Here is a 22340-nt window from a genome sequence, read left to right on the forward strand (position 1 = left end):
AACGAATCATGCTAAAACACAGTATCACTATATTTTTACGGAGCATAAAAAGAGACAGAAGTACCTTTTTCATTAACATCGTTGGTCTTTCTACCGGATTGGCCTGCGTGATCCTGATCGCCATTTGGGTAAGGGACGAACTCGCTGTTGATAAATTCCACGAGAACGATAAGGAACTATACCAGGTCTGGAACCGATTTGGGGAGGCTGGCAACATCAAACTAGTTGACTGGACACCAGACATGCTTGCCGAAACCATGGCGGACAAACTACCGGAAGTAAAATATGCCTCTCCATTTATTCCTTCAGGATGGTTAGGGTCCGTACCACTGACTATTTCCGAAGAAACCCATAAGGCCAAAGGAGTGTTTGCAGGAGAAGACTATTTTAGGATGTTTTCCTTTGATTTCCTGATAGGAGATCCTGAAAAGGCCCTGAGTGAAATCGGATCCATGGTCATTTCGGAGTCCCTGGCCAGAAGGATTTTTGGAGAGCCACAGCGGGCAATCGGAAAGGCCTTGCGCTGGAACACCCTGAATACTTCGGAAACCAATACCATAGCCGGAGTATTTAAGGACATTCCGTCAAACTCCACACAGCAGTTTGATTTCGTACTGCCTTTTGAAAGGTTCGTTCAATTATCCCCAAACATTGGACGGGAATCCAGTTGGACGCAAAATGCCCCTATTACCTATATACTCTTAAAGGGCGGTACAGATGTAGCCGCTTTTTCGAAGAAAATAGAAGGGTTTTCCAAAGCTCAAAACCCGGATGTTCAGGCAGACTTATTCCTAAAGCAGTATTCCAGTAATTATTTGCACGGGAATTTTGAAAATGGCAAAGTTGCAGGGGGTCGTATTGATTACATATACCTATTTTCAGCAATCGCTTTATTCACCCTCATTATCGCCTGTATAAATTTTATGAACCTTACTACTGCCAACGCTACACGAAGGCTGAAAGAAATAGGGGTAAAGAAGGCCCTGGGATCCAGGAGAAAAACGCTTGTCGGGCAGTATTTCGGCGAGGCACTGCTTACGGCTATAATTGCCTTGCTTATTGCCTTAGTCCTTATCCAGTTGGTATTGCCGCAATTTAATCTGATAACTGGTAAGGAGCTATCTATTCCTTTTAATGTTAGTACAATTGCGACGGTTCTTGGCGTAACACTCTTCGCAGGACTACTTGCAGGAAGTTACCCTGCGCTTTACCTGGCACGTTTCAACCCAATTGCGGTATTGCGTGGCAAGTTGAAAAAGAGCCTTAATGAAGTCCGTGTACGTAAAAGCTTAGTTGTTTTTCAGTTTAGTTTGTCCATTATTCTGATCGTTGCAGTATTGGTAGTCTACCAACAGGTCAATTATATACAAAGCCGTAACCTTGGAATGGATAAGGACAATGTCGTTTACTTTCAGAAAGAAGGCTTGTTACAGCAGAATTCCGAAGCCTTTCTTACAGAGGTTAGAGAGATACCTGGAGTACGAAATGCAACTACTGCAGTTCAGAGCTTCATTGGCAACCAGCTAAACAATACTATGGGTGTACGATGGCCAGGCTTTGAGGAAGGCAACGAAGTCGATTTTACCGATATGAGCAGCACTATGGGGCTCATCGAGACACTTAACTTGGAAATGAAAGAGGGGAGAAGTTTTTCGAAAACCTATGCTTCAGACAGTACCCAGGCCATCATCTTTAATGAAACTGCCGTAGAAGCAATGGGATTGGAAGACGCTGTAGGAAAAACAGTCCAGCTTTGGGGCCAGGATAGAAAGGTAATCGGTGTGGTAAAAGATTTTCACTTTCAGTCTTTCAAGGAAACCATCAAACCATCCTTCCTTCGTCTGGTTCCGGATCATCGAACGTTTTTGTTCATTGCCAGCATTGAATCTGGCAGGGAAAAGGAAGTACTTGCGCAACTGGAAAATGCCTATGCCAAATTTAATCCTGGGTTTACCTTTGAATACAGGTTCCTGGATGAAGATTATCAGGTGCTGTATGAGTCTGAGCAGCGGGTATCCGTGCTTTCGGGTTATTTCGCCGGACTGGCCATATTGATCTCTTGTTTGGGCTTGTTTGGCCTGGCCATGTTCACCGCGGAGCGAAAAAGGAAAGAGATAAGTATACGGAAAGTGCTTGGGCAATCGGCCACTCAGGTTGCTGTAATGCTTTCTGCCGAATTCGGGAAACTCGTACTTTTGGCGATCGTCATAGGTTTGCCCCTTGCATACCTGCTAACTGATGATTGGCTAAAGGACTATGCTTATGGAATTTCGCTTAAATGGAGTTATTTCCTGGGTGCCGGACTATTGGCTATGTTCATCGCATTGCTAACCGTTGGAAGTCAGGCTTTAAAGGCCGCTGCCGCTAATCCGGTCAACGCGCTGAAGGAAGAATAAAGAAAACAGTGATTGAATAGCCCTTGTATTCAAAGGGGTAATATAATTTACGGTCTAAGCGCTATTCCTGAACGGTAAGGATGGTGCAGATTGAAGAACTTTAAATGAAATATGATGTTATTACAATTAAACAACCTTTTTAAATGGGTGCAGTCCGGCGGACAGCGGATCTTTCTGTTAAAAGATATCAATTTAGACGTGGAAGAAGGGGAGTTCATCTCCATTATGGGTCCTTCCGGATCCGGAAAATCCACCTTATTGAATGTTATTGGAATGCTGGACAATTTTGACGAAGGTGAATATCACTTTCTGGGAGAATCGGTTCACAACTTAAAAGAAAAATACCGGGCCAATTTGTATAAGGAATATATTGGCTTTGTTTTTCAGAGCTATCATTTGCTGGACGACCTGACCGTAAAGGAAAACCTGGAAATGCCCTTACTTTATAAAAAGTTCAAGGCGTCTGAACGCAAAGCTATGGTAGCCGATATGCTGGACCGTTTCAATATTGTGGGAAAAAAAGACCTTTTTCCAGTTCAGTTAAGCGGAGGCCAGCAACAGCTTGTGGGGATCGCAAGGGCCCTGATCTCAAATCCTAAATTGCTACTTGCAGATGAACCCACAGGGAACCTGAATTCCCAGCAGGGTGAGGAGATTATGGATCTGTTCAAACAGCTCAATAACGAGGGAGTCACAATAATCCAGGTAACGCATTCTGAAAAAAATGCCGCCTATGGTTCCAGAATAATTAATTTGCTTGACGGACGGATGATTTAAGAAGTTTGGCTCAGGAGGCCTCTAACTGACCCAGTGTGTATAATTGTTCCATGGTCGGAGTATCACTTCCCCCTTCAGGCTCCAGGGTTATTCCAAAGGCTTGGGATTCATTGGGATTAGACAGCTCAAAGATCTTGTCTCCGTCTGATGCAAAGGAATCCAGGATCCCGATGCTTGTAGGGCTCAGCGGGTTGAGTGTCAGTGACCAAACCTGGTAAACTTTGCCTTCAGGAGGTTCGGGGAGGCCAAGTGCATCAATGTAGACTTTCTGTTCGTTTTTACTCCAATAGACCCTGGCGTAGGACGAAGGTGCAACTTCCTGGCCTTCGAGGGGCGTGAAAATGACGTCCTTATCCCTGAACGCGTTCATGATCTCTTCTGTGCTATTTAGCGAGCTCCTGGCCTCAAAGATCTCTTGTCGCAGCACGGTGTTCTCTTTGTAAATAACATCGAATTCTGATTGCAACCTGGAATTCTCGTAGAAGAACCAGCTCAGTCCAGCTCCCAGTAAAACGGCCGCGGCCCATCCGATTCTTGCGCTCCAATTCCGTTTTGGCCTGGGAAGTTGTACCACGGTGGTATCCCGTCTCTGACCTATCCGAACTTTGAGATCATCAAAACCTTTTTTTCTGGCAATGTTTGGGGTAACGGTCTTACTTAGGGCCAGGACCGAAGCTTCAATTGCCTGGATCTCCTCCTTGATCTTTGGGTATAACTGAGCATTGCGGAATACTTCCATGTTTTCCTCTTCAGAAAGTTCTCCAGCTACGTATAGCTCAAGTATACCAGACGCTATGTACTTTTCTATGTCCATTCTAAAGTAATGTTCTCCCGCAATTGGGAAATACAACTTCTGTTTCTCGTCTTAACAGTACCTAGTGGAATGTCTAATTGTTCAGACGCTTCCTTTTGGGTGTATCCTTTAAAATATAATAACTCTATTAGTTCAATGCACTTCCGGCTCAGGTTTTTGACCAGTTTTTTAAGGCCTATATGATCTGAAATACGGGAAATATCCTGTTTGTCAGCTATATCTACGAAATAGTTTAGGGACAGGTTCTTTTTTTGATTTTTATAGGATTTTGATCGCAGTTCGTCGATAGCCGCGTTACGGGCAATATTCAGGACCCAGGTAAAAAAACGTCCTTTACCCGGATTATAGCTTTCCGAGTTATTCCATGCCTTGGCAAAAACATCCTGGGAGATCTCTTCCGCCCTTTCCCTGTCCTTTACAATGGTGTAAACAACGCCACAGATATTGTCCCAATACATTCCGTATAGCTTTTCAAAAGCTATGATATCTTTTTTCTGAAAACGTCTGACCAATCCGTCGAGTTCCATAAGTAGAATTTATGGGAGAACCTTACCAAATAAGTTGGTATATCGCTATATACGGAAATGGTGAATTACTGGATTATTCCTGTACAGCTAATTCGAGCCCCGGCAGCTCCGCTGGGTTGAGAGGTGAAGTCGTCTACCCCCTGATGTACAATTACTGCTTTACCAATAATGTTTTTGTTTGGATCATCGCATCCCATACACCATTGATCGGTGTCAAACTCCACTGTGGCATAACCTTCGGCATTGGCAACAAAGTTTCCTATGTCTCCTTTGTGGTAACCCTCTGCTGCACCCCATTTTCCATGAGGTTCATGAGTTGGATTCCAATGCCCTCCCGTAGATTTGCCGTCTGCGGAAGAACAATCCGCTTTTTCGTGTATGTGAATAGCGTGTTCTCCTTCGGAAAGTCCGCTTAATCTGGCTACCATTTTAACTCTACCGTCCTTCTCGGTAAAGAGGACTTCCCCTGTAACTTCGCTGTCGCTTTTAGGTTCCATGGTGAACTTAACGCTCTCTACCACGACCTCTTTTTTTACCTCTTCCACAGCCTCTTCCGTATTTTCTTTGACCTCCTTTTTGGCCTCTTTGCAGTTATATGATGCCAGGAGAACTAGTCCTAGGGCCACTAGTTTTATCTTTTTCATCTTCTTAGGTTTTATGTTTAGCGAGAAAGTTACACAATATTCAATGGCAAGTCAACTCTAGGTCAGAATGATTTTAACAGAAGCCTGGGGTCGCGGATCCCCCGTTTAAGATTTTCACATAACAACAGTGATTTATCAATTCTGGTCTGGGAATTCTTGTACCTGGCAATCATATAAATAATCCCTCTCTTTTTTCCGTCGGTAAGGGATTCAAAGGCCTGATATGCTTCGTGATCACTAAAAAGGACGGCTTCAAACTCCTCAGATAGCTCTACACCATACTTTGTGGTATCTTCAAACAACTGAAGCTCAAAATAATCGTTTGGAAAAATACCAAGGGCTTTCTGATTGTTTTTGCTAAACATGATATAGTAATTGCCATGTCTTTTCATCAAAGCCGCATAAATCTCAACATTTCGCCCCTCAAAAGTAGCCACGACACGTACACGCTTTTGATCTTTATCTATAAAAGGTTGTACCGCAGGCTTCGGAAGCAATATGCTGTGTGTCCCTAAAATGGTAACTTCAAAAGGATGGCTTTTCATACAGAAAATGGACGGAATACTAGATCTTAAACTTGATCTTAAACTTATACTTAATCTTAATTTTACCTAAACTTCAATCATTCTATTAAGGTGGAGATCACCTGAGTCTCACTATGCAGTGTTCTGTGTACAGGACATTTATCGGCAATTTCCATGATACGCGCTTTCTGCTTGTCATCGAGATCCCCAATTAATCTGATCTCCCGGTTAAATGTATCAATTTTGGAAGAATCAGATTCACATGCTTCACAATCCTGTGCGTGTTCTTTGCCGTACGAGGTATGTACTTCCACATTGCGAACATCCCATCCTTTTCTGCGTGCATACATCTGAATGGTCATGGCAGTACACGCGGATAGCCCGGCGGAAACCAGCTCGTAAGGTGAAGGCCCAAAATCATTCCCACCAAAGGAAGTTGGTTCATCGGCAGTCATATAATGATTACCCACACGCATTTGCGTAGTATAGCCGTCTTCGGCATCTAAGCTGGCCACCACATGATGATCCGTTCTCAAAGCTTCTTCTTCCGTGATCTCCAAATAGCGCTGTGCCCATCCGGCAATTACTCGCCCCGCGTAGGCAGAATCTTCTTTTTTAGACAAAAGATGATCCGCACCGTCTAAGGACACGAAACTTTTGGGGTGCCTTGCCGCGACATAGATCTCCTCTGCATTTTTGATCTCTACCGTCGCATCCTGCGGTGAATGCATGATCAGCAATGGTTTTCTTAGTTTCTGAGCCACATCTGCTAATGATTGGGTTTCCAGGTCGTCCAGGAACTGCTTTTTGATGGTAAAATCCCTTCCACTAAGATTCACCACCGCTTTCCCTTCGGCCTGGATCTGCTCTATTCCGGATCTAAGCAGGTGTTTAACATGCGTCGGGTTAGAAGGTGCTCCAATAGTAGCCAGAGCTCGCACAGACGTAATTTCAGCCGCTGCAAAGATCACCGCTGCACCTCCCAGGGAATGACCGATCAATAATGATGGCGCCTCAAAATTTTCGCTGAGGTAATCGGCCGCTGCTACAAGATCTTCAACATTTCCCGAAAAATTAGTGTCAGCAAAATCCCCATCACTTTCACCCAATCCGGTAAAATCAAAACGCAATACCCCAAAACCCTGTGAAGTAAGGGCCTTTCCAATATTCCTGACAGCTTGCAGGTTTTTGTTACAGGTAAAGCAGTGCGCGAAAAGTGCGTAATTATGAGGATGGCGATCTGCCGGAAGCTCTAATCTTCCCACCAATTCCTGACCTTGCTTGTTCTTAAAGCGTATTTTTTGAAGATTCATCCCTAAGCGGTTCTTAATTATAGTCTGTTGCTTGATTCCAACCCATGTCGGTTTCTACTCACCTAAACCTATAATTCCTGGATCTGACAACCGCCAGGTTGATCTGTTCCCGGGATCAATTAGGTGTAGGATTAGCTTTTTTAAAGATACCTCTTAAGTCGGGGTTATAAAAGATTCCTATCTGAAAACGATCAAAGTCAATCGCGTTGAAGTGATTTTTTAAATACCCGATCTGAACACTGCTGTTTTCGGTCACATTCAAACCAACTGCTCCGTACAAACGGTTCTGCCCGAATATCTCATCCTGCAGGTTTATAAATACTTCATCGTAAAAATTAAGAAAGAAAATATCTGTAAGAGGTAAGGTAACCTGTAAGCGATATCGAGCTCTGTGCTGGGTTTCAGATCTTGGTCCAAAGTCAATAAAACGTTGTTCCAGTCTATACCGGTGTTCAAACAGGAACTCTCCAACCTTATTTTTCAATATGAACTGTTGAAAGATCCTGTGTTCTTCGGAATCTATGGCACCCGGAGGTTCTTCAAAGGTACCGTCTGTACCTATGAACGCATATCCAAGTGTGGCAATGGCATTTGGATTTAAGTGATAGTTTGCCCCGGTACGCAGCAAGATCTGATTAAAATTGCCGGTGGTTTCGTAATAACGGAACTGGGCTTCTGTATGGATGCTCCACTTTTCAGAGACCCTGTTCATCCCGAAGTACATATACCAGGCTCCCCATACATTTTCGCCCGTATTTTGCGCCATTCCGGAACTTATGCCGAAAAAGACCAGCAAGAGAACGATACTTTTCTTCACTTTAGTATTGGTGTATTGATTAGATCAAATATTTGGTTTAGTCCAGACTAAAAACCTCTACTTCTTTGAAAGGTGAGATCTCAAGTTGCTCTATTTCTTCCTGATATTCCTTCCAGCTGTCATTAAAAAAAGCGTTGGTCTTGCTCAGTGCACCCTTTAATTCTTCTTCCGCGAATCGGATCAACTTCCTTTCGGTATCTGTTATTCCGGTTTTTCTTGAAGCTACATAAAATCTGGCAGTATTTAGTCTTCGAACAACAGTAGGTTCAGGATTTCTTGTGATTCCCTGTCTTTTGTCCTCTTTACCAACAAAAATGGCCACTACGGAATCAATCTTTTTGGAGATCAATTCAGAGGCTTTGATCTGATCTTTGAATTTCTCTTTATCCAAAGTCTTCAGTTCTTTGCCGTACTTGTTAGCGATATTCTTGCTCTTAACCAATTGCTTAACCGCATCTGCGGCTTTTTGCTGGTAGTCCTGAAGCCTCTTACCGATGTCATAGACTTCATTGATCGACGCGATGGATGGATTTAGCCTTGGGTCCGTTTTGACTTCAATTACAGTTTCATCGGTCTGTTCCCCGTAGTGGACTTTAATCCGGTAACTACCTGGCTTAACATCTATGCCTCCGGGCTCTTTCTTGCTTTTAGAGATTTTACGTGATGGTGTTTCGGCTCCTTTTTCATCCATTTCCCAGTAAATGCGATGGAAACCTGCTTTTTTTGGTGTTTTGTATTTCAATGTTCGAATGAGTCTTTCCCCATCAAAGAATTCAAAAACAAGGGAGTCTTTGGTTTTTTTGGATTTAGCCTTTTCACCTTCTGTATCCGTAGTTTCATCAGTCTTTTCCTCTTTTTTCGTTTTAGGGACGTTGTCCTTTTTCAGGAAATAAGTGATCATGGCACCGGACTTACGGTTTTCCGCATTGTATAGCGCATCTCCACCGAACCTGCTTCCGGAAGGCTGTTGATAGGCTGCCTGATAAGCCACTGGTGGTGAGAACAACGCGATATCTTTTTCCAGTATCCCTTGGTCCGAAGCAATCGCCCTCAGTGGCCGAATATCATCGAGAACCCAGGCTGCCCGCCCAAAAGTTCCTATGATGAGATCGTGTTCTCTGGGATGTATGGCCAGATCTTTGGTAGAAACTGTAGGGAAACCCTCGGTCCACTTTTGCCATTTTACTCCTGCATTAAAAGATATGTAAAGCCCATCGTCCGTACCCAAAAACATCAGATCCCGGTTTTCAGGATCTTCCAGTATGGATAAGGTATAACTTTGTACATCCTCAGCATCCACGATGCGCTCCCATGATTTGCCGTAATCCTTAGTCCGATAAGCATAAGGGGTGTAGTTAAATCTCCGGTAATCATTTGCGATGAGCAGTGCTTCTCCGGCATTGGTTTTAGAAGCCCTGATCTGAGGTATCCAGCTTCCTTCAGGCAGTCCCTTAATATTCCCTGATACCTCCGTCCAGTTTGCTCCACCATCACGGGTGTAATGTACTCTGCCGTCATCAGTACTAACCCAAAGCATGTCCTTTTCAACCGTGGAGGGTTCTATGACCAAAATGGTACAGTAGTTCTCCGCGCCTGTGGCATCCATGGTAAGGCCACCGCTTTCGCTTTGTTTTTGCTTTTCGGGATCGTTGGTAGTGAGGTCTGGGGATATGATGGTCCAGGTAAGACCCTTGTCTGTGCTTTTGTGAACAAACTGGCTGCCAAAATATACCGTGCTATTGTCAAAAGGATCCTGACCAATTCCGGCATTCCAGTTAAAACGAAGTTTGGTCTCCCGATCCGGCGGAGTGGGTCTCACGGTATAATTATTCCCTGTCATCCAGTCGTACCGGCGGACAAATCCCTGTTGACTCATGGCATATCCGTATCGGGAATCATCCGGATCCGGGACCACATCAAAACCGTCGCCAAAGGCGATCTCCTGCCAATAACTATTTCGTATTCCCTGGGCGCGCCATACATATGCCGGACCTCTCCAGGAGCCATTGTCCTGCATCCCTCCGTATACGTTATACGGGAATTCATTGTCTACACTAATGTGATAGAATTGGGCCACCGGTAAATTCCCGATGAAACGCCAGGAAGTACCACCGTCCTTGGTGATGTTTAGTCCACCGTCGTTTCCATCTATCATAAATTGTCCGTTTTCAGGATGTATCCACCAGGCATGATGGTCCGGATGCACGCCGTTATTGGCATTATATGCCGGCATCAGTTGCTTAAAGCTTTTGCCGCCGTCCTCCGAGACATTGACATAAGTGAATATAGAGTAGAGGCGATTCTCATTTTGAGGATCAACATAGATTTCGGAGTAATAAAAAGGGCGGTTACCTATATCGTTCTTGTCATTGACCTTATCCCATTTAGCTCCTCCATCCACAGATTTGTAAAGGGCATTTTTCTTAGCCTCAACAAGGGCATAGACCACATTGGGTTTACTTTTAGCTATTGCAACCCCGATCCTTCCAAGTTCTCCTTTAGGAAAGCCCTCTTCCTCTGTAACCTTTTTCCAATTTTTACCCCCGTCATAGGTAATATATAATCCGCTGCCTTTTCCACCGGACTTAAAGAACCAGGGGTCCCTTTTGTGTTCCCATAGGGCAGCGAACAATTTATTCGGATTGGTAGGATCCATAACCAGGTCTGCTACTCCGCTTTGGTTGTTAACAAAGAGGATCTTTTCCCAGTTTTCGCCACCGTCGGTGCTCTTAAATACCCCTCTCTCAGGGTGCGCTCCCCAGGGGGAACCTATAGCCCCGACATATATGGTCTGAGGGTCTGTCGGGTCTATGATAATACGATGTATGTGCCTTGTCTTTTCCAGGCCCATGGATTGCCAGGTCTTTCCCCCGTCAAGAGATCTGTAGATCCCGTAACCACCATTTAGGCTATTCCTGGGGTTACCCTCTCCAGTGCCCACCCAGATCGCAGAAGGGTTGGATTGTTGTATGGCCACGGCACCGATAGAAGCAGTTACCTCCTTATCAAAGATGGGCTTCCAACTGACGCCTCCGGAAGTAGATTTCCAAAGTCCTCCGGATGCGGTACCTGCGTAAATAATGTCAGGATCCTTATGAACTACATCTATTGCGGTAACCCGGCCACTCATTCCGCCAGGGCCTATATTTCTGGGTTTAAGGTCTTGTAAAAGCTTCATATTGAAGTCCTGGGCAGTAAGCGATAGGAAACTAAAAATAAGGAATAGCAGCGGTAGAGATTTTTTCAAGTTGCATTAGTTTAAGAGGTAGAGGACCTGAGATTCCACACAGGGAAATATCCTCTCCGAATTAGCCGCCTAAAGATACCAAAATCCCTAACGGGATTTCTTAAAGGGGTGTTAAGGTGGTTTTCAGTTGGCAGCCCTCCTTCGCTAAAGCTACGGAGGATGAGGTCAGTTGGCAGTTGGCAGTTAGCAGTTGGCAGTAATCAGTAATCAGTAAACAGTGAACAGTGAACGGTACCCATCACTTAACACTCAACATTTAAAACTTATAAACTTAGACTTAAACTTATACTTAATCTTTGATTTCTCTGCTTTTAAGTTGCAGCATGAATGATTAACTTGATATAGGGGAGGGGTTTAGACCCCTGGTCAGTTAGCAGTTGGCGGTTGCCAGTTAGCAGTTGGCAGTAATCAGTAAACAGTGAACAGTGAACAGTGAACAGTGAACGGCACCCCTCACTTAACACTCAAAACTTAAAACCTTTAAACTTAAGCTTATACTTAAACTTGAACTTTGTCTTTTCTGCTTTTAAAATGCGGTATGACCGATTAACTTAATATCGGGGAGGGGTCTGGACCCCTGGTCAGTTGGCAGTTGCCAGTTGGCGGTAATCAGTCCTCCTTCGCTAAAGCTACGGAGGATGAGGTCAGTTGGCAGTTGGCAGTTAGCAGTTGGCAGTAATCAGTAATCAGTAAACAGTGAACAGTGAACGGCACCTCTCACTTAACACTCAAAACTTAAAACCTTTAAACTTAAGCTTATACTTAAACTTGAACTTTGTCTTTTCTGCTTTTAAAATGCGGTATGACCGATTAACTTGAATTTGGGGAGGGGTTTGGACCCCCGGTCAGTAAGCAGTAATCAGTTTTCCTTATCCAAAACTTAAAACTCAAAACTCAACACTTAAAACCTCTAAACTTATACTTAAACTTGATCTTAAACTTATACTTAATCCCATTACCGCCTCATCAACTTAAATCCGATTTCCCTTCCCTGACCCTGGAAAATAGCCAGATTGATCCAAAACCAGGCGAATTGCTCCATAAGCTCAAATTTGTCATTCCCCCCAACATCATAACATTCACCAAATCCGGCATCCTTAGCTAGAATAGCGGCGATTTTCTTCCCCTTTGCGCTATCACCACACACAAACATATCTGTAGCAACACCCTGATAAACCGGGTCTTCCATATTATTAGAGCCAGTGGTGTTAAAACACTTTACCACCTCTTTGGTATTGGTGCTGGCTAAAACGGCGTCCGAGGTGTTGGAAAAACCCTCGGGACCCCGCCCCATAACAATATTCATAGCGTCAATGATGACCTTTCCTGCAGTATTTCCAAGGCTCTCACTTACAGTAACGGCTGCTGTGGCAGGAGTGGCTAGCAAAATGACCTCTGAGAGCTCCACGGCCTGACTAATTTCGAATACCTCAGTATTAGGGTTTTCCAGCAGCTCATCTCCTTTAAAACTACTCTTGTCCCTTACCCCTAAACGTATATGATGCCCGGATTTGGACCATTTGGTAGCCAGGGCGCTTCCTACATTTCCCGTCCCAACAATAGCAATATTCATCTTACAATATTTTAATTCTACATTTTTTTGAGTAATTCGATTTCAGCGATAAGATAGAAGGTCTACGACCATATGAGCTGCAGCGGCACCTGAGTTTTGCTGTTGTCCGGTAACCAGATTCCCGTCCCTTATAGCAAAGGACGAAAAGGCATCGGCTACCTTGAATTTGGTATCCCGTATCTTCCTGGCTTCATCTTCAATACGATAAGGCTGGATCTTTTGTCCTACCGCCTGGTCCGCATAATCTTCTTCTGCATTGGCGAAACCTGTCCAGGTCTTTCCCTTTACCAACAATTCTCCATCAGTCCGCCTGGTTTCCAAAAGCAGTGTTGTAGAATGACAAACCGCTGCACTGGGTTTTCCGGAGTCATAAAATGAAGCGAAAAGCTCTTGCAACTCCTTATTGTCCTTAAAGGTATACATGGGTCCCTGGCCACCAACCAGGAAAATAGCATCGTGATCCGCCGGATCCAGATGGCTTATTTTTTTGGTATTTCCCAGAAGTTGCCTAAACCAATCGTATTGCATATATCCCAAAGATATCACATCGTCGGCGGCATAGCCACTGGAATCAGTGGGGTCTGACCAGGCGTCCATTAAGATCTCGCCGCCTTCGGTTGAGGCTATATCGACTTCGTATCCCGCCTCCTGAAATACCCGTAGAGGATGAGTAAGTTCGGCAGCCCAAAAACCGATTGGCCAACCCGTTTGTTGAGAAACTGACGGACTGCTGGCCACCATCAAAATCCGCCCTTTCAAAGGCATACCATGTGCATGTACATATTGCTGTTGCTCAATTATTTCTTTTTTCATACCTGGTTACATTTGTCAATTCAGAGATGGTTTAAAATTATAGAAGTTACCTACTTTTGTCAATATACTGTCAACTAAGTACGATACTAACTAAAATGAAAGTATACTGTAAATCAAAAAGTTATGGGTGATTTTATGTACAACAACAAACTGTATTACAATCCTGTGGAGTTCGCGCTTGATAAAATAGGGGGTACCTGGAAAATGCCGATCTTGTGGAGATTGAACAAAAAGGTGATGCGTTTTAGTGAGTTGAAACGTAGCATGCCACATATCTCTGATAAGATGCTTACCTCACAACTCAGGGACCTGGAAGGTAACGGTTTCATTAAGCGCAAGGTTTATGCCGTGGTGCCGCCTAAAGTAGAATATTCGATCACAGAGGATGGGAAGCGTGTAATACCTGTTTTGGAAACCCTTCGGAATTTTGGTTTGGAACTGATGAAAGAAGCCGGAATAGAGCTCAAGAAAGGCACTGCGGGAACAGCTAAGCCTTAAACGTCAATGAGGAAGCCCGTTTACACATATCCTGATTTTGTAAGCAGGATCGCACTGTATCAACAACCCGGCAAACGGTATTGGTTGACCCTGACCGTTTGTGAACATATGGAGGAGGAATTGTGTGTTATCTTAAAAAATCCAAGCAGGGCGAACAGGGAGGTTTCAGACAAAACCGTTTATAATGTGGCCAGCTATATATACAGGAATAAAGAAAGATATGAGGAACTGCGCAATGTAGGGAAGGTAACTATTCTCAACCTGATTCCCTTTTATCAGACCTATTCGGATCGACTTCAACTCCACAGAAATGGCATAGCAGACCATAAAAACCTTAGTTTTATTGATAAGTTCAGTAAAAACTGTGACAAGGTGATCCTCGCCTGGGGAAATCATCCAAAAGGACTTTACGAGGAATACGAGGCTTTGAAAGAGGAGGTGAAAAACATATTGAGAAATAATGGGAATTCTCTCTTTTATGTGGATCGGCTGAGTTTGAGCGGAAACCCCAAACACGGGCAAGTGTGGGGATATCAGGATTCATTTTGCAAAATTTGGGTTTAGACTATTCTTTAAATAGCTAAAAATTCTGCTGACTTTTTCAAAATCAACTCAATATTCCAATTGATTTACTATCCATTTCTCGTATTGGCCTAAGAAAAATCCATTTTTATTTTAGGAAAATATGTAATAGATTTATAGTAAGCAGATTAAGACGACATAACTTGAATTGTGGCATCAAATATGTCAAAGTCGTTATCTGTATTCCTGGTTCCCCCTTCACTCTTGGTACTCATTTAAATCAAAGTAATGAGAATAAATATCTTGTCTGATAAGAAGGCGGAAGAAAAGAAAGACGCGCTGATAGTTTTTGTACATGGCTTTACAGGAGGGTCTGATACCTGGATTAGAAAGGATAATCTAAAGTCGATTTTAGATCACCTTCGAGATGATGAGGAGCTTTCAAAGAGTTATGACTTTGCTGTGGCCGAATACTTCACGAAAATCACCGACCTACTCGAAAAACCCTCCTGGATACTGGCAAAGTTATCCGGTCGTAAGAAGAAGCTACATAAGAATATAGACATCAATGGGATTTCCCAAATGCTACAGTCCGAAATAAGGTACCGTTGTAAAGAATACAAAACAATCGTACTGGTGGCCCATAGCATGGGAGGATTAGTTTCAAAGTCCTATATATTAGGTGAGATCGACGCTTTCGAAAGGGGCAAGATAAACACCGCCTTGCCAATACAACTCTTTATTTCGCTTGCTGTTCCTCATCGTGGAGCTACTTTAGCTTCCTTTGGAAAGATGGTCGCCGGAAACCCTCAAATCAGGGACCTTGATCCTTTATCATCAATTGTTACCGAAATGAACGACAAATGGGTTGAATTCTCCCGATTCGTACCTGAAACCCTATATTTTCAAGGGAAACAAGATCAAATTGTGCCCGATACGGCAACGGTAGGTAATGAAGGCAGAAATCCTGAAGTTATATATACTAATGACGACCATTTCTCAATTGTTACAACCGGAATTGACGATATTGTGGTTGAGGTGATAAAGGACCGTTGTAAGTCTCTTCTACAGCAAAACAGTAGTAGCACATCAACTAAGCAATCCCAAACCGTAGCCAATAAAACACAACTAAAAGATCCTGCCAAACCTGGTTCCGATACGAAGGAAAAACCTAGTGAAACGACATATGATTTTGTCTTTGACTTTAACTCCCGATTCAAAGCAAATGGAATTACCGTGGCGGACGTTATAAATAAGTTGGATAGCAAAAACCTTGACAAGGATTTTTTAATTCAGTGGTCTCCGGAATTATGGGAAGCCAAAAAAGCCTGTGAATCGGTCTATGAGGAGGTTAAGAATCACCTAAAAGAAAGTTCAATATTCTTTAATCAAAAAGAAGAAACAATAGAAAGTCTGGTAAGTTATATCCCCAGTGCACTCAGGGGTGCCGAAAGTATTATGGAAGGGGCTGCTGAAAGAATTCCAAAACTTATCAAGGGGATGAGCTTCGAAAGGCAGGGAACTCTGGGATGTAAGGTCTCGTTGATAAATTTCCTTAGCCATTGCAATATTAAGGCCCTTGAAACTTTATGCTATCCACTTACCTTTAATTTGCTCGAAAATACGGACTACCATTACAAGAGTATTGTGGCTCAATTCCCTGATGAGATCTTTAGTACGGTTGGATTTTATCATTATGTATACAACTTGGATAAAGAGGCTATGGAGTCAGTTTCTCTTTACTCCCTAAAAGATCCGGAAGGAGTGGCACTTGCGAATGTCAAATATGGACTAACTGTAGTGGGTAACAAAGCATCCTTGGATAATAAAGACCACAACTATAAGTTCTACGATCAGGTGTTTGTTCCTCAAATAGAATTTCAAATGATAGGCAAACCTGAAACGGTTAAATACGATCTGGATCGTAAAATTTACATGAAGGAACATAGATCACCTTGTTATTAGGGCTTACCTTAATAAGGAAATCTTTGTATACAATTTTATTTGCTTCAATTAAAATTTGTACTTTTATCTACCTGATTTGCTTCCCCGAACAGTAGAAACGGCCCTGGCCCCTGGCTAGTTGGGACCTTTAAAATTGTGTTTGCCCTATGAAGAATACATATTTTAATACCCTGTATCTGCTTGCTCTGATCCTTTTAGGATTACTCTTTTTTCTCAGTATTTCGCGGGATGCTGCAGCAGAGGGAACTTATTCCGATATCGGTTATACCATAAGCCCCTGGGGGGTTGTCATTGGTGGTTTGCTGATAATTATGTTACTGATGTACTTCCAGGTTCGCAAAAAGTTCAGAAACCGATTCCCCAAATCCTGAAGACCCCTTCAGATATCCCCTGGGATACCGGATGGCCTAATTCTTTTCAGCATTTTTGGCGATTTGAGCCAGTTTCGAGTCTATATGTGATCTACTGAGCCAGGTACCCCTTACCATTACACCTATGGGTTCTTTGAGTGCAGAAAGATCAGTCAAAGGGTTACTATTGATTATGAATAGGTCGGCAGACTGTCCAACGCCAATCTCTCCGAATTCCCCTTCCTTCTCAAAGAAGATAGCTGGATTAATGGTCCCGGACTGCAATATCTGCAATGGTGTTAGACCCGCATCCAGCATTCCCTGAATTTCGTGATGTATGGAAAAACCTGGAACATTAAAGAGTTGTGGGGCATCAGAACCCAAAAGCATGCCGTAGCCGTTTTCCTGAAGTCGGTTGATCAGCCGTTTTCTTATTTCATCAAATTTCTTCCATTGTTCTGGACTAAAATTTTCATCCGCCATATACTCCCGTTTAACGCGTTCCCAATTAGCAAGGGTGGTCTTGGGCATGTACTTCATTTCGGGTTGTGCTAATAATTCTTCAACCCCAACCGGGGCGAACCATCGTTCAAAAAGACTTTGGGTAGGGACTATCCAGACTTTATTGGCCTTGGTCATGGCTACCAATTCGTCAATTTTCTCCGGATCCGCCAAAGGGGTGAAGTTGTATCCGAAAAACCCGTTTGCTGCCGGGTTCACATTCTCGGACTCTGGTACCAGACCCTCCAGATAACCATCCACATGATCGATAGAGGCGTATTGACTCTCAAGAGCATGCCTTATACCAACAGCCACAGGAACGTGTCCGGAGAATCTAATTCCTACTTCGTTAGCTGTGGCAACTAATTCGTCAAAGACATTCAAAAGAATGCCAGGATGTATTTTTAAAAAGTCATAGCCGTCCTTTTGAAATGCGGTTACTTTGGTTCTTGCCTCTTCTGGTGTGCGGACGGTTAATCCGTTAAGCGACGGACTGGAAGTAAAGATCCGTGGGCTTAGCAATTCCCCTGCTGCTGCCTTAGAACGCATCTCAAGATGAGAAGGGTGTCCAAGCATTCCTCTAATAGTAGTTACTCCGTTAGATAGGTAAAGGAAAAGTACCTCTTCAATACGCTCTTGGGAGGTGTTGGGAGATGGAATATGCGCGTGCATTTCAGCAAGCCCGGGGACCGCAAATTTACCTGTCCCGTCTATGGTCTCCTTAAATTTTGTCGCGTCCTCAACGGACTGTTCTATGGCCATGATCTTACCGGAATCTATAATAATATTCCTGTTTTCCCGTATTACACCATTCCTGACATCAACAATATTGATATTAGATATTAGAATTCCTTTTGGGTTCGATTTTTCCTGGGCCTGATTACAAGAAATGACTATCAGCCCGATGAATAAGAGTGCTAACTTTTTCATGCCTCGGTTGTTTGTAGTTATCTTGAGAACCTGTCTTTGATATTATCCTGACAGAGTTGAACGATCTCTTTGATCCTTTTATTCCTGGTCTCCTGCCGTTTAGCCTGATTTAGCCAATATAAATAGCTCTTTCGTTGTCCACGCGTAAATGCATTATAATTCTCAAAGGCAATCGTATTTTGGTCAAAGGCCAATTGCAGGTCCTTTGGGATCACGCCGTTCTCTACGTCATCCAGGGCGGTCCAGGAGCCGTCCTTTTTCGCTGAAGCAATTTTTTTTAATCCACTCTCGTGCATCAGGCCTTTGGAAATAAGATCCTTTATATGGGTCTTGTTCACCTTGCTCCATACGCTTTTGGGCTTTCTGGGGCAGAAGTATTGCCTTCTTCTTCCATTTCCAAGACTTTTTACAGTGCTATCAATCCAACCATAACACAAGGCTACTTTAACAGCCTCTTCCCAGCGCATGCTTTCCTTTTTATGGGCCACGGCATAAAAGATAAGGTAAATGCCGCCGGATTTATCGTGATTCAAGTGAAGCCACTCCCTCCACTCCTGGTCATTTTTGAAATAAATTTCTTCCAAAGCGTTAAATTTTGTTGATCTATTGGAAAAAGATGTACCGTACGCACGGAATGTTTGGTTTTTAACAACAACAATACATATCTTTAAAAACGAGTGAACTTAAAGGTAATATTTTATAATGAAAAATTCGTTTTGGATGACAGCTCTTGTGTGCTGTCTTTTTTTAATTGGTTGCAGTAAGAAAAGGGAAGGTAACCCAAAGGTTTTAGTTTTTTCCAAGACCATGGGATTTAAGCATTCCTCTATTCCCAATGGAATTGCCGCCATCCAGAAATTAGGGGCTGAGAATAACTTTGAAGTGGATACAACGAAAAACGCTGATCTTTTTGAAGACGATATCCTCAAGCAATATTCTGCCATCATTTTCCTTAGTACTACAGGAAATGTGCTCGATAACAAACAAGAGGCGGCCTTTGAACGTTACATTCAATCCGGTGGCGGATATGTGGGGATACATGCCGCTACGGACACCGAATACGATTGGGGATGGTATGGAAAACTTGTAGGAGCTTATTTTCAGAGTCACCCTTCCGGGACACCAGAGGCGGACTTCATCATAAAAAGCAAGACATTCCCGGCCACCTCTTTCTTTACCGATAGTATCTGGCACCGCACGGATGAGATGTATAATTTCAAGAAAATGAATCCGGAGGTCAATGTGGTGATGACCATAGACGAAAGCACCTATGAAGGGGGCACCAATGGAGATTATCACCCCATGAGCTGGTATCATGAATACGACGGCGGACGCGCATTCTACACCGCTCTGGGGCATACTGAGGAGAGTTATACCGAAGAAAAGTTTCTCAAACATGTATTAGGGGGGATCCAATATGCCATTGGGGATAATCTGATGTTGGATTATGCCAAGGCCACCTCACAAATTCCACCAGATGCGGATAGGTTTACCAAAGCGCCCCTGGTAGGGGGGGAATTTTTTGAACCTACGGAAATGGCGGTTCTCCCGAATGATGATATCCTGATCTCACAAAGACGGGGTGAGATCCTGCATTATAGTGCAAGTACCAATGAAATGAAACAGGTCGCATTTTTGGATGTGTATTATAAGACCCTGAATACCCCTGGTGTAAATGCGGAGGAAGGCCTGATGGGAATCCAAAAAGATCCCAACTATGCGCAGAATAATTGGATCTATGTATTCTATTCCCCGTCCGGGGACGAATGGGTTAACAGGCTCTCCAGGTTCAAGTTTGTAGATGGTAATTTCGACATGAGTTCCGAGCAGGTAATTCTAGATGTGGAAAGTCAACGAGAGATTTGTTGTCATACCGGAGGTTCCATTGCATTCGGACCCGGGGATCTGCTTTATCTTTCAACAGGTGATAATTCCACACCATTTAATGAAAAAGGAGTCAAATACGTAAACAACGGATATGCACCTCTAAATGATGTTCCCGGGCATGAGCAGTACGATGCAAGGAGATCTTCGGGCAATACCAATGACCTTAGAGGTAAAATACTAAGGATTAAAGTGAATGAAGATGGTACGTATGATATCCCTGAAGGGAATTTGTTCCCTCCGGGTACCGAGAAAACCCGTCCGGAGATCTATACTATGGGGCATAGGAATCCATACAGGATATCTGTTGATCCTAAGAACGGGTATCTGTATTGGGGAGATGTAGGTCCCGATTCCAGAATAGACAGTCTGGCAACCCGTGGACCTATGGGTTACGACGAGGTAGGGCAGGCCAGGGAAGCCGGAAACTTTGGCTGGCCGTTGTTCATCGCGGATAACAAGGCCTATGTGGACTACGACTATGTGACAGGCGAAAGCGGTACTGCCTTTGATCCGGAAAAACCGATCAACGACTCCCGAAACAATACGGGACTACGGGAACTCCCTAAAGCCATGCCGGCAATGATCTATTATCCTTATGTGGATTCGTCAGACTTTCCACAGACCAGTACCGGAGGGCGGAACGCTATGGCCGGTCCTGTTTATTACGCCGATATGTATTCTGGCGAATCGAAATTGCCGGATTATTACGATGGGAAAGTAATCGTCTATGACTGGATGCGAGGCTGGATGATGGCTTTAAGCCTCTTTGAAGACGGCTCGCTGAACAAAATGGAGCCCTTTGCTCCGGAAATTGAAGTCAATAATCTTATAGATATGGAAATGGGCCAGGATGGCCGGGTCTACCTGCTGGAATACGGCAGTGGATGGTTCTCACAGAATGAGGATTCCGGGCTGAGTTACATTGATTATAATGGAGGTAACAGACCACCACTGATCGATCAGCTCATTGTGGATAAAACTTCAGGACCCCTGCCGCTAAAGATTGCGGCTGAAGTAAGTGCGGTAGATCGTGAAAAAGATGGTATTAGCTATGTCTGGAGCACTGGAAATGGAACAACCATGGTAACCGCCGAACCCAAGGCTGAATTCAGCTTTGACGAAGCCGGAGAATATAAGATCTCCGTGGAAGTAAAAGATGACAAAGGAGCTTCGGCAAGCAGTGAGACCATCTCCGTGGTAGCCGGGAACTCCCGACCCGAAGTTAGTATAGACCTAAGCGGAGGAAACTCCTCATTCTTCATGGCAGGTGTTCCTGTTAATTACAGCGTTTCTGTAAAGGATCCGGATGGAGGCTCCGAGATAGATTCGGATAATATCTTTGTTTCGGTGGATTACAGGGAAAGTATGGATGAGGTTAATATGTCCCTTGGTCACCAGGAAGTCTCTGCCGCTGTTACCGGTAAAGCTTTGGCCCTGGCCATGGATTGTAAAACCTGCCATAAAGAGAAGGAAGCTTCTATTGGGCCAAACTATATAGACATCGCCGAGAAATACAAGGATAATCCAAAAGCACAGGGTTATATACAAAAAAAGATCGTTGAAGGAGGTTCCGGAGTATGGGGTGAAGTGACCATGCCGGCTCATCCTAATGTTACTGCAGACGAGTCCAGGCAACTGGCGCTATATATCATGTCCCTGGCCGGAGGTCAGGCAAAAAAAGAGTCCTTGCCTCCTAGAGGAACTGTAGTGCCGCAACCCACGCAGGGTGCGAACGTAATGGTGCTTACGGCCAGCTATACCGACGGTGGTGTAGGATCTGCTAAACCGCTAACCGGGGTGAAAACTGTAACCCTTATGGGTAGCACCGTACCATTTACCCCCGCAACCAAAGCCGAAGGAATGATGTCTATTGCCTTTAACGGAATGGATCTGCTGGTAGTTCCACCACAGGAATGCTGGTTCGCCCTGGAGGAAATCGATCTGAAAGGAGTAAAGACCGCCATGATCACCGCAGGCTGGCAGGAACCACCTAAAACCGGCCTGGATTTTGAAATGCGTCTAAACGCTCCTGACGGAGAGTTGGTCGGTAAAGGAAGTATGCCAAAACCTGTGGAAGGTCAGCCGGGAGGTATGGTCCCGATCAAACTAAACCGGAAAGTCGATGGTAAGGCAGACGAGATCTACTTCGTGTACAAACCTCGGGAAGGTGAAGATAGGGGAGCAAACCCAGTCGCACTTATGAATGTGCGATTCGAAAGCAGATAAAAAGCATTGACCCCGT

18 protein-coding genes are annotated in these 22340 nt (G+C 44.0%); 7 read left to right on the plus strand and 11 right to left on the minus strand.

Annotated features, from left to right (window positions below; all coding sequences use genetic code 11):
• Positions 1 to 8 precede the first annotated feature (8 nt).
• A complete protein-coding gene (locus GTQ38_RS06395; protein ID WP_161434639.1) occupies positions 9 to 2396 on the plus strand; it encodes an ABC transporter permease in 2388 nt (795 codons plus the stop codon).
• Positions 2397 to 2510: 114 nt separating this feature from the next.
• Positions 2511 to 3173 carry an ABC transporter ATP-binding protein gene (locus GTQ38_RS06400; RefSeq protein WP_161434778.1) on the plus strand — a complete coding sequence of 221 codons (663 nt, stop codon included), beginning with the start codon at positions 2511 to 2513 and terminating at the stop codon, positions 3171 to 3173.
• Between the two features lie 10 nt (positions 3174 to 3183).
• Here the strand turns inward: GTQ38_RS06400 and GTQ38_RS06405 are convergent, their stop codons facing one another.
• The 9 genes from GTQ38_RS06405 to GTQ38_RS06445 all read right to left on the minus strand — a co-directional run bounded on the left by GTQ38_RS06405 (position 3184) and on the right by GTQ38_RS06445 (position 13445).
• Positions 3184 to 3987 (minus strand): anti-sigma factor, encoded by an 804-nt coding sequence (locus tag GTQ38_RS06405; protein WP_161434640.1) that lies wholly within the window; start codon positions 3985 to 3987, stop codon positions 3184 to 3186.
• Positions 3978 to 4514 carry an RNA polymerase sigma factor gene (locus tag GTQ38_RS06410; protein WP_161434641.1) on the minus strand — a complete coding sequence of 179 codons (537 nt, stop codon included), beginning with the start codon at positions 4512 to 4514 and terminating at the stop codon, positions 3978 to 3980. Before GTQ38_RS06410 ends, GTQ38_RS06405 begins: the two co-directional genes overlap by 10 nt.
• A gap of 65 nt (positions 4515 to 4579) precedes the next feature.
• Positions 4580 to 5158 (minus strand): superoxide dismutase family protein, encoded by a 579-nt coding sequence (locus GTQ38_RS06415; protein WP_161434642.1) that lies wholly within the window; start codon positions 5156 to 5158, stop codon positions 4580 to 4582.
• A gap of 62 nt (positions 5159 to 5220) precedes the next feature.
• On the minus strand, positions 5221 to 5703 hold the full coding sequence (locus tag GTQ38_RS06420; RefSeq protein WP_161434643.1) for a YdeI/OmpD-associated family protein: 483 nt from the start codon (positions 5701 to 5703) through the stop codon (positions 5221 to 5223).
• Positions 5704 to 5780: 77 nt separating this feature from the next.
• A complete protein-coding gene (locus tag GTQ38_RS06425) occupies positions 5781 to 6995 on the minus strand; it encodes a bifunctional alpha/beta hydrolase/OsmC family protein (protein WP_161434644.1) in 1215 nt (404 codons plus the stop codon).
• 115 nt (positions 6996 to 7110) lie between these two features.
• Complete coding sequence (locus GTQ38_RS06430) at positions 7111 to 7812, minus strand: DUF2490 domain-containing protein (protein WP_317169046.1); 702 nt, start codon at positions 7810 to 7812, stop codon at positions 7111 to 7113.
• Between the two features lie 37 nt (positions 7813 to 7849).
• A complete protein-coding gene (locus GTQ38_RS06435) occupies positions 7850 to 11059 on the minus strand; it encodes a WD40/YVTN/BNR-like repeat-containing protein (RefSeq protein WP_238857816.1) in 3210 nt (1069 codons plus the stop codon).
• 955 nt (positions 11060 to 12014) lie between these two features.
• Positions 12015 to 12668, minus strand: coding sequence for an NADPH-dependent F420 reductase (locus GTQ38_RS06440; RefSeq protein ID WP_394350961.1), 654 nt, complete (start codon positions 12666 to 12668; stop codon positions 12015 to 12017).
• A 6-nt stretch (positions 12669 to 12674) separates the two neighbouring features.
• Positions 12675 to 13445 (minus strand): type 1 glutamine amidotransferase domain-containing protein, encoded by a 771-nt coding sequence (locus GTQ38_RS06445; protein ID WP_161434646.1) that lies wholly within the window; start codon positions 13443 to 13445, stop codon positions 12675 to 12677.
• A gap of 123 nt (positions 13446 to 13568) precedes the next feature.
• Between GTQ38_RS06445 and GTQ38_RS06450 the strand changes: the two genes are divergently transcribed.
• From GTQ38_RS06450 to GTQ38_RS06465, 4 genes are all read left to right on the plus strand, one after another.
• The gene (locus tag GTQ38_RS06450; protein WP_161434647.1) at positions 13569 to 13943 is read left to right on the plus strand and encodes a winged helix-turn-helix transcriptional regulator; all 375 of its coding nucleotides are present in this window, start codon (positions 13569 to 13571) and stop codon (positions 13941 to 13943) included.
• Between the two features lie 6 nt (positions 13944 to 13949).
• Entirely contained in the window at positions 13950 to 14507 is a 558-nt protein-coding gene (locus tag GTQ38_RS06455) for a DUF1643 domain-containing protein (RefSeq protein WP_161434648.1), read from the plus strand.
• Positions 14508 to 14753: 246 nt separating this feature from the next.
• Positions 14754 to 16430, plus strand: coding sequence for an esterase/lipase family protein (locus GTQ38_RS06460; RefSeq protein WP_161434649.1), 1677 nt, complete (start codon positions 14754 to 14756; stop codon positions 16428 to 16430).
• 146 nt (positions 16431 to 16576) lie between these two features.
• Positions 16577 to 16801: a hypothetical protein gene (locus tag GTQ38_RS06465; RefSeq protein ID WP_161434650.1), complete on the plus strand. Its 225-nt coding sequence runs from the start codon at positions 16577 to 16579 to the stop codon at positions 16799 to 16801.
• Between the two features lie 36 nt (positions 16802 to 16837).
• On the opposite strand, the gene GTQ38_RS06470 is transcribed toward GTQ38_RS06465, so the two are convergent.
• Positions 16838 to 18211: an amidohydrolase family protein gene (locus GTQ38_RS06470; RefSeq protein ID WP_161434651.1), complete on the minus strand. Its 1374-nt coding sequence runs from the start codon at positions 18209 to 18211 to the stop codon at positions 16838 to 16840.
• Between the two features lie 17 nt (positions 18212 to 18228).
• The gene (locus GTQ38_RS06475; protein WP_161434652.1) at positions 18229 to 18795 is read right to left on the minus strand and encodes a YdeI/OmpD-associated family protein; all 567 of its coding nucleotides are present in this window, start codon (positions 18793 to 18795) and stop codon (positions 18229 to 18231) included.
• 136 nt (positions 18796 to 18931) lie between these two features.
• Between GTQ38_RS06475 and GTQ38_RS06480 the strand changes: the two genes are divergently transcribed.
• Positions 18932 to 22324: a ThuA domain-containing protein gene (locus GTQ38_RS06480; RefSeq protein ID WP_262886118.1), complete on the plus strand. Its 3393-nt coding sequence runs from the start codon at positions 18932 to 18934 to the stop codon at positions 22322 to 22324.
• Positions 22325 to 22340: the final 16 nt, after the last annotated feature.

This window comes from Poritiphilus flavus (genome assembly GCF_009901585.1).
Taxonomy (GTDB): Bacteria; Bacteroidota; Bacteroidia; order Flavobacteriales; family Flavobacteriaceae; genus Poritiphilus; species Poritiphilus flavus.

Coding starts and splice junctions, on each gene's coding strand:
- GTQ38_RS06395 (WP_161434639.1), top strand. CDS start 9: ATGCTAAAACACAGTATCACTATATTTTTACGGAGCATAAAAAGAGAC.
- GTQ38_RS06400 (WP_161434778.1), top strand. CDS start 2,511: ATGTTATTACAATTAAACAACCTTTTTAAATGGGTGCAGTCCGGCGGA.
- GTQ38_RS06405 (WP_161434640.1), bottom strand. CDS start 3,987: ATGGACATAGAAAAGTACATAGCGTCTGGTATACTTGAGCTATACGTA.
- GTQ38_RS06410 (WP_161434641.1), bottom strand. CDS start 4,514: ATGGAACTCGACGGATTGGTCAGACGTTTTCAGAAAAAAGATATCATA.
- GTQ38_RS06415 (WP_161434642.1), bottom strand. CDS start 5,158: ATGAAAAAGATAAAACTAGTGGCCCTAGGACTAGTTCTCCTGGCATCA.
- GTQ38_RS06420 (WP_161434643.1), bottom strand. CDS start 5,703: ATGAAAAGCCATCCTTTTGAAGTTACCATTTTAGGGACACACAGCATA.
- GTQ38_RS06425 (WP_161434644.1), bottom strand. CDS start 6,995: ATGAATCTTCAAAAAATACGCTTTAAGAACAAGCAAGGTCAGGAATTG.
- GTQ38_RS06445 (WP_161434646.1), bottom strand. CDS start 13,445: ATGAAAAAAGAAATAATTGAGCAACAGCAATATGTACATGCACATGGT.
- GTQ38_RS06450 (WP_161434647.1), top strand. CDS start 13,569: ATGGGTGATTTTATGTACAACAACAAACTGTATTACAATCCTGTGGAG.
- GTQ38_RS06455 (WP_161434648.1), top strand. CDS start 13,950: ATGAGGAAGCCCGTTTACACATATCCTGATTTTGTAAGCAGGATCGCA.
- GTQ38_RS06460 (WP_161434649.1), top strand. CDS start 14,754: ATGAGAATAAATATCTTGTCTGATAAGAAGGCGGAAGAAAAGAAAGAC.
- GTQ38_RS06465 (WP_161434650.1), top strand. CDS start 16,577: ATGAAGAATACATATTTTAATACCCTGTATCTGCTTGCTCTGATCCTT.
- GTQ38_RS06470 (WP_161434651.1), bottom strand. CDS start 18,211: ATGAAAAAGTTAGCACTCTTATTCATCGGGCTGATAGTCATTTCTTGT.
- GTQ38_RS06480 (WP_262886118.1), top strand. CDS start 18,932: ATGACAGCTCTTGTGTGCTGTCTTTTTTTAATTGGTTGCAGTAAGAAA.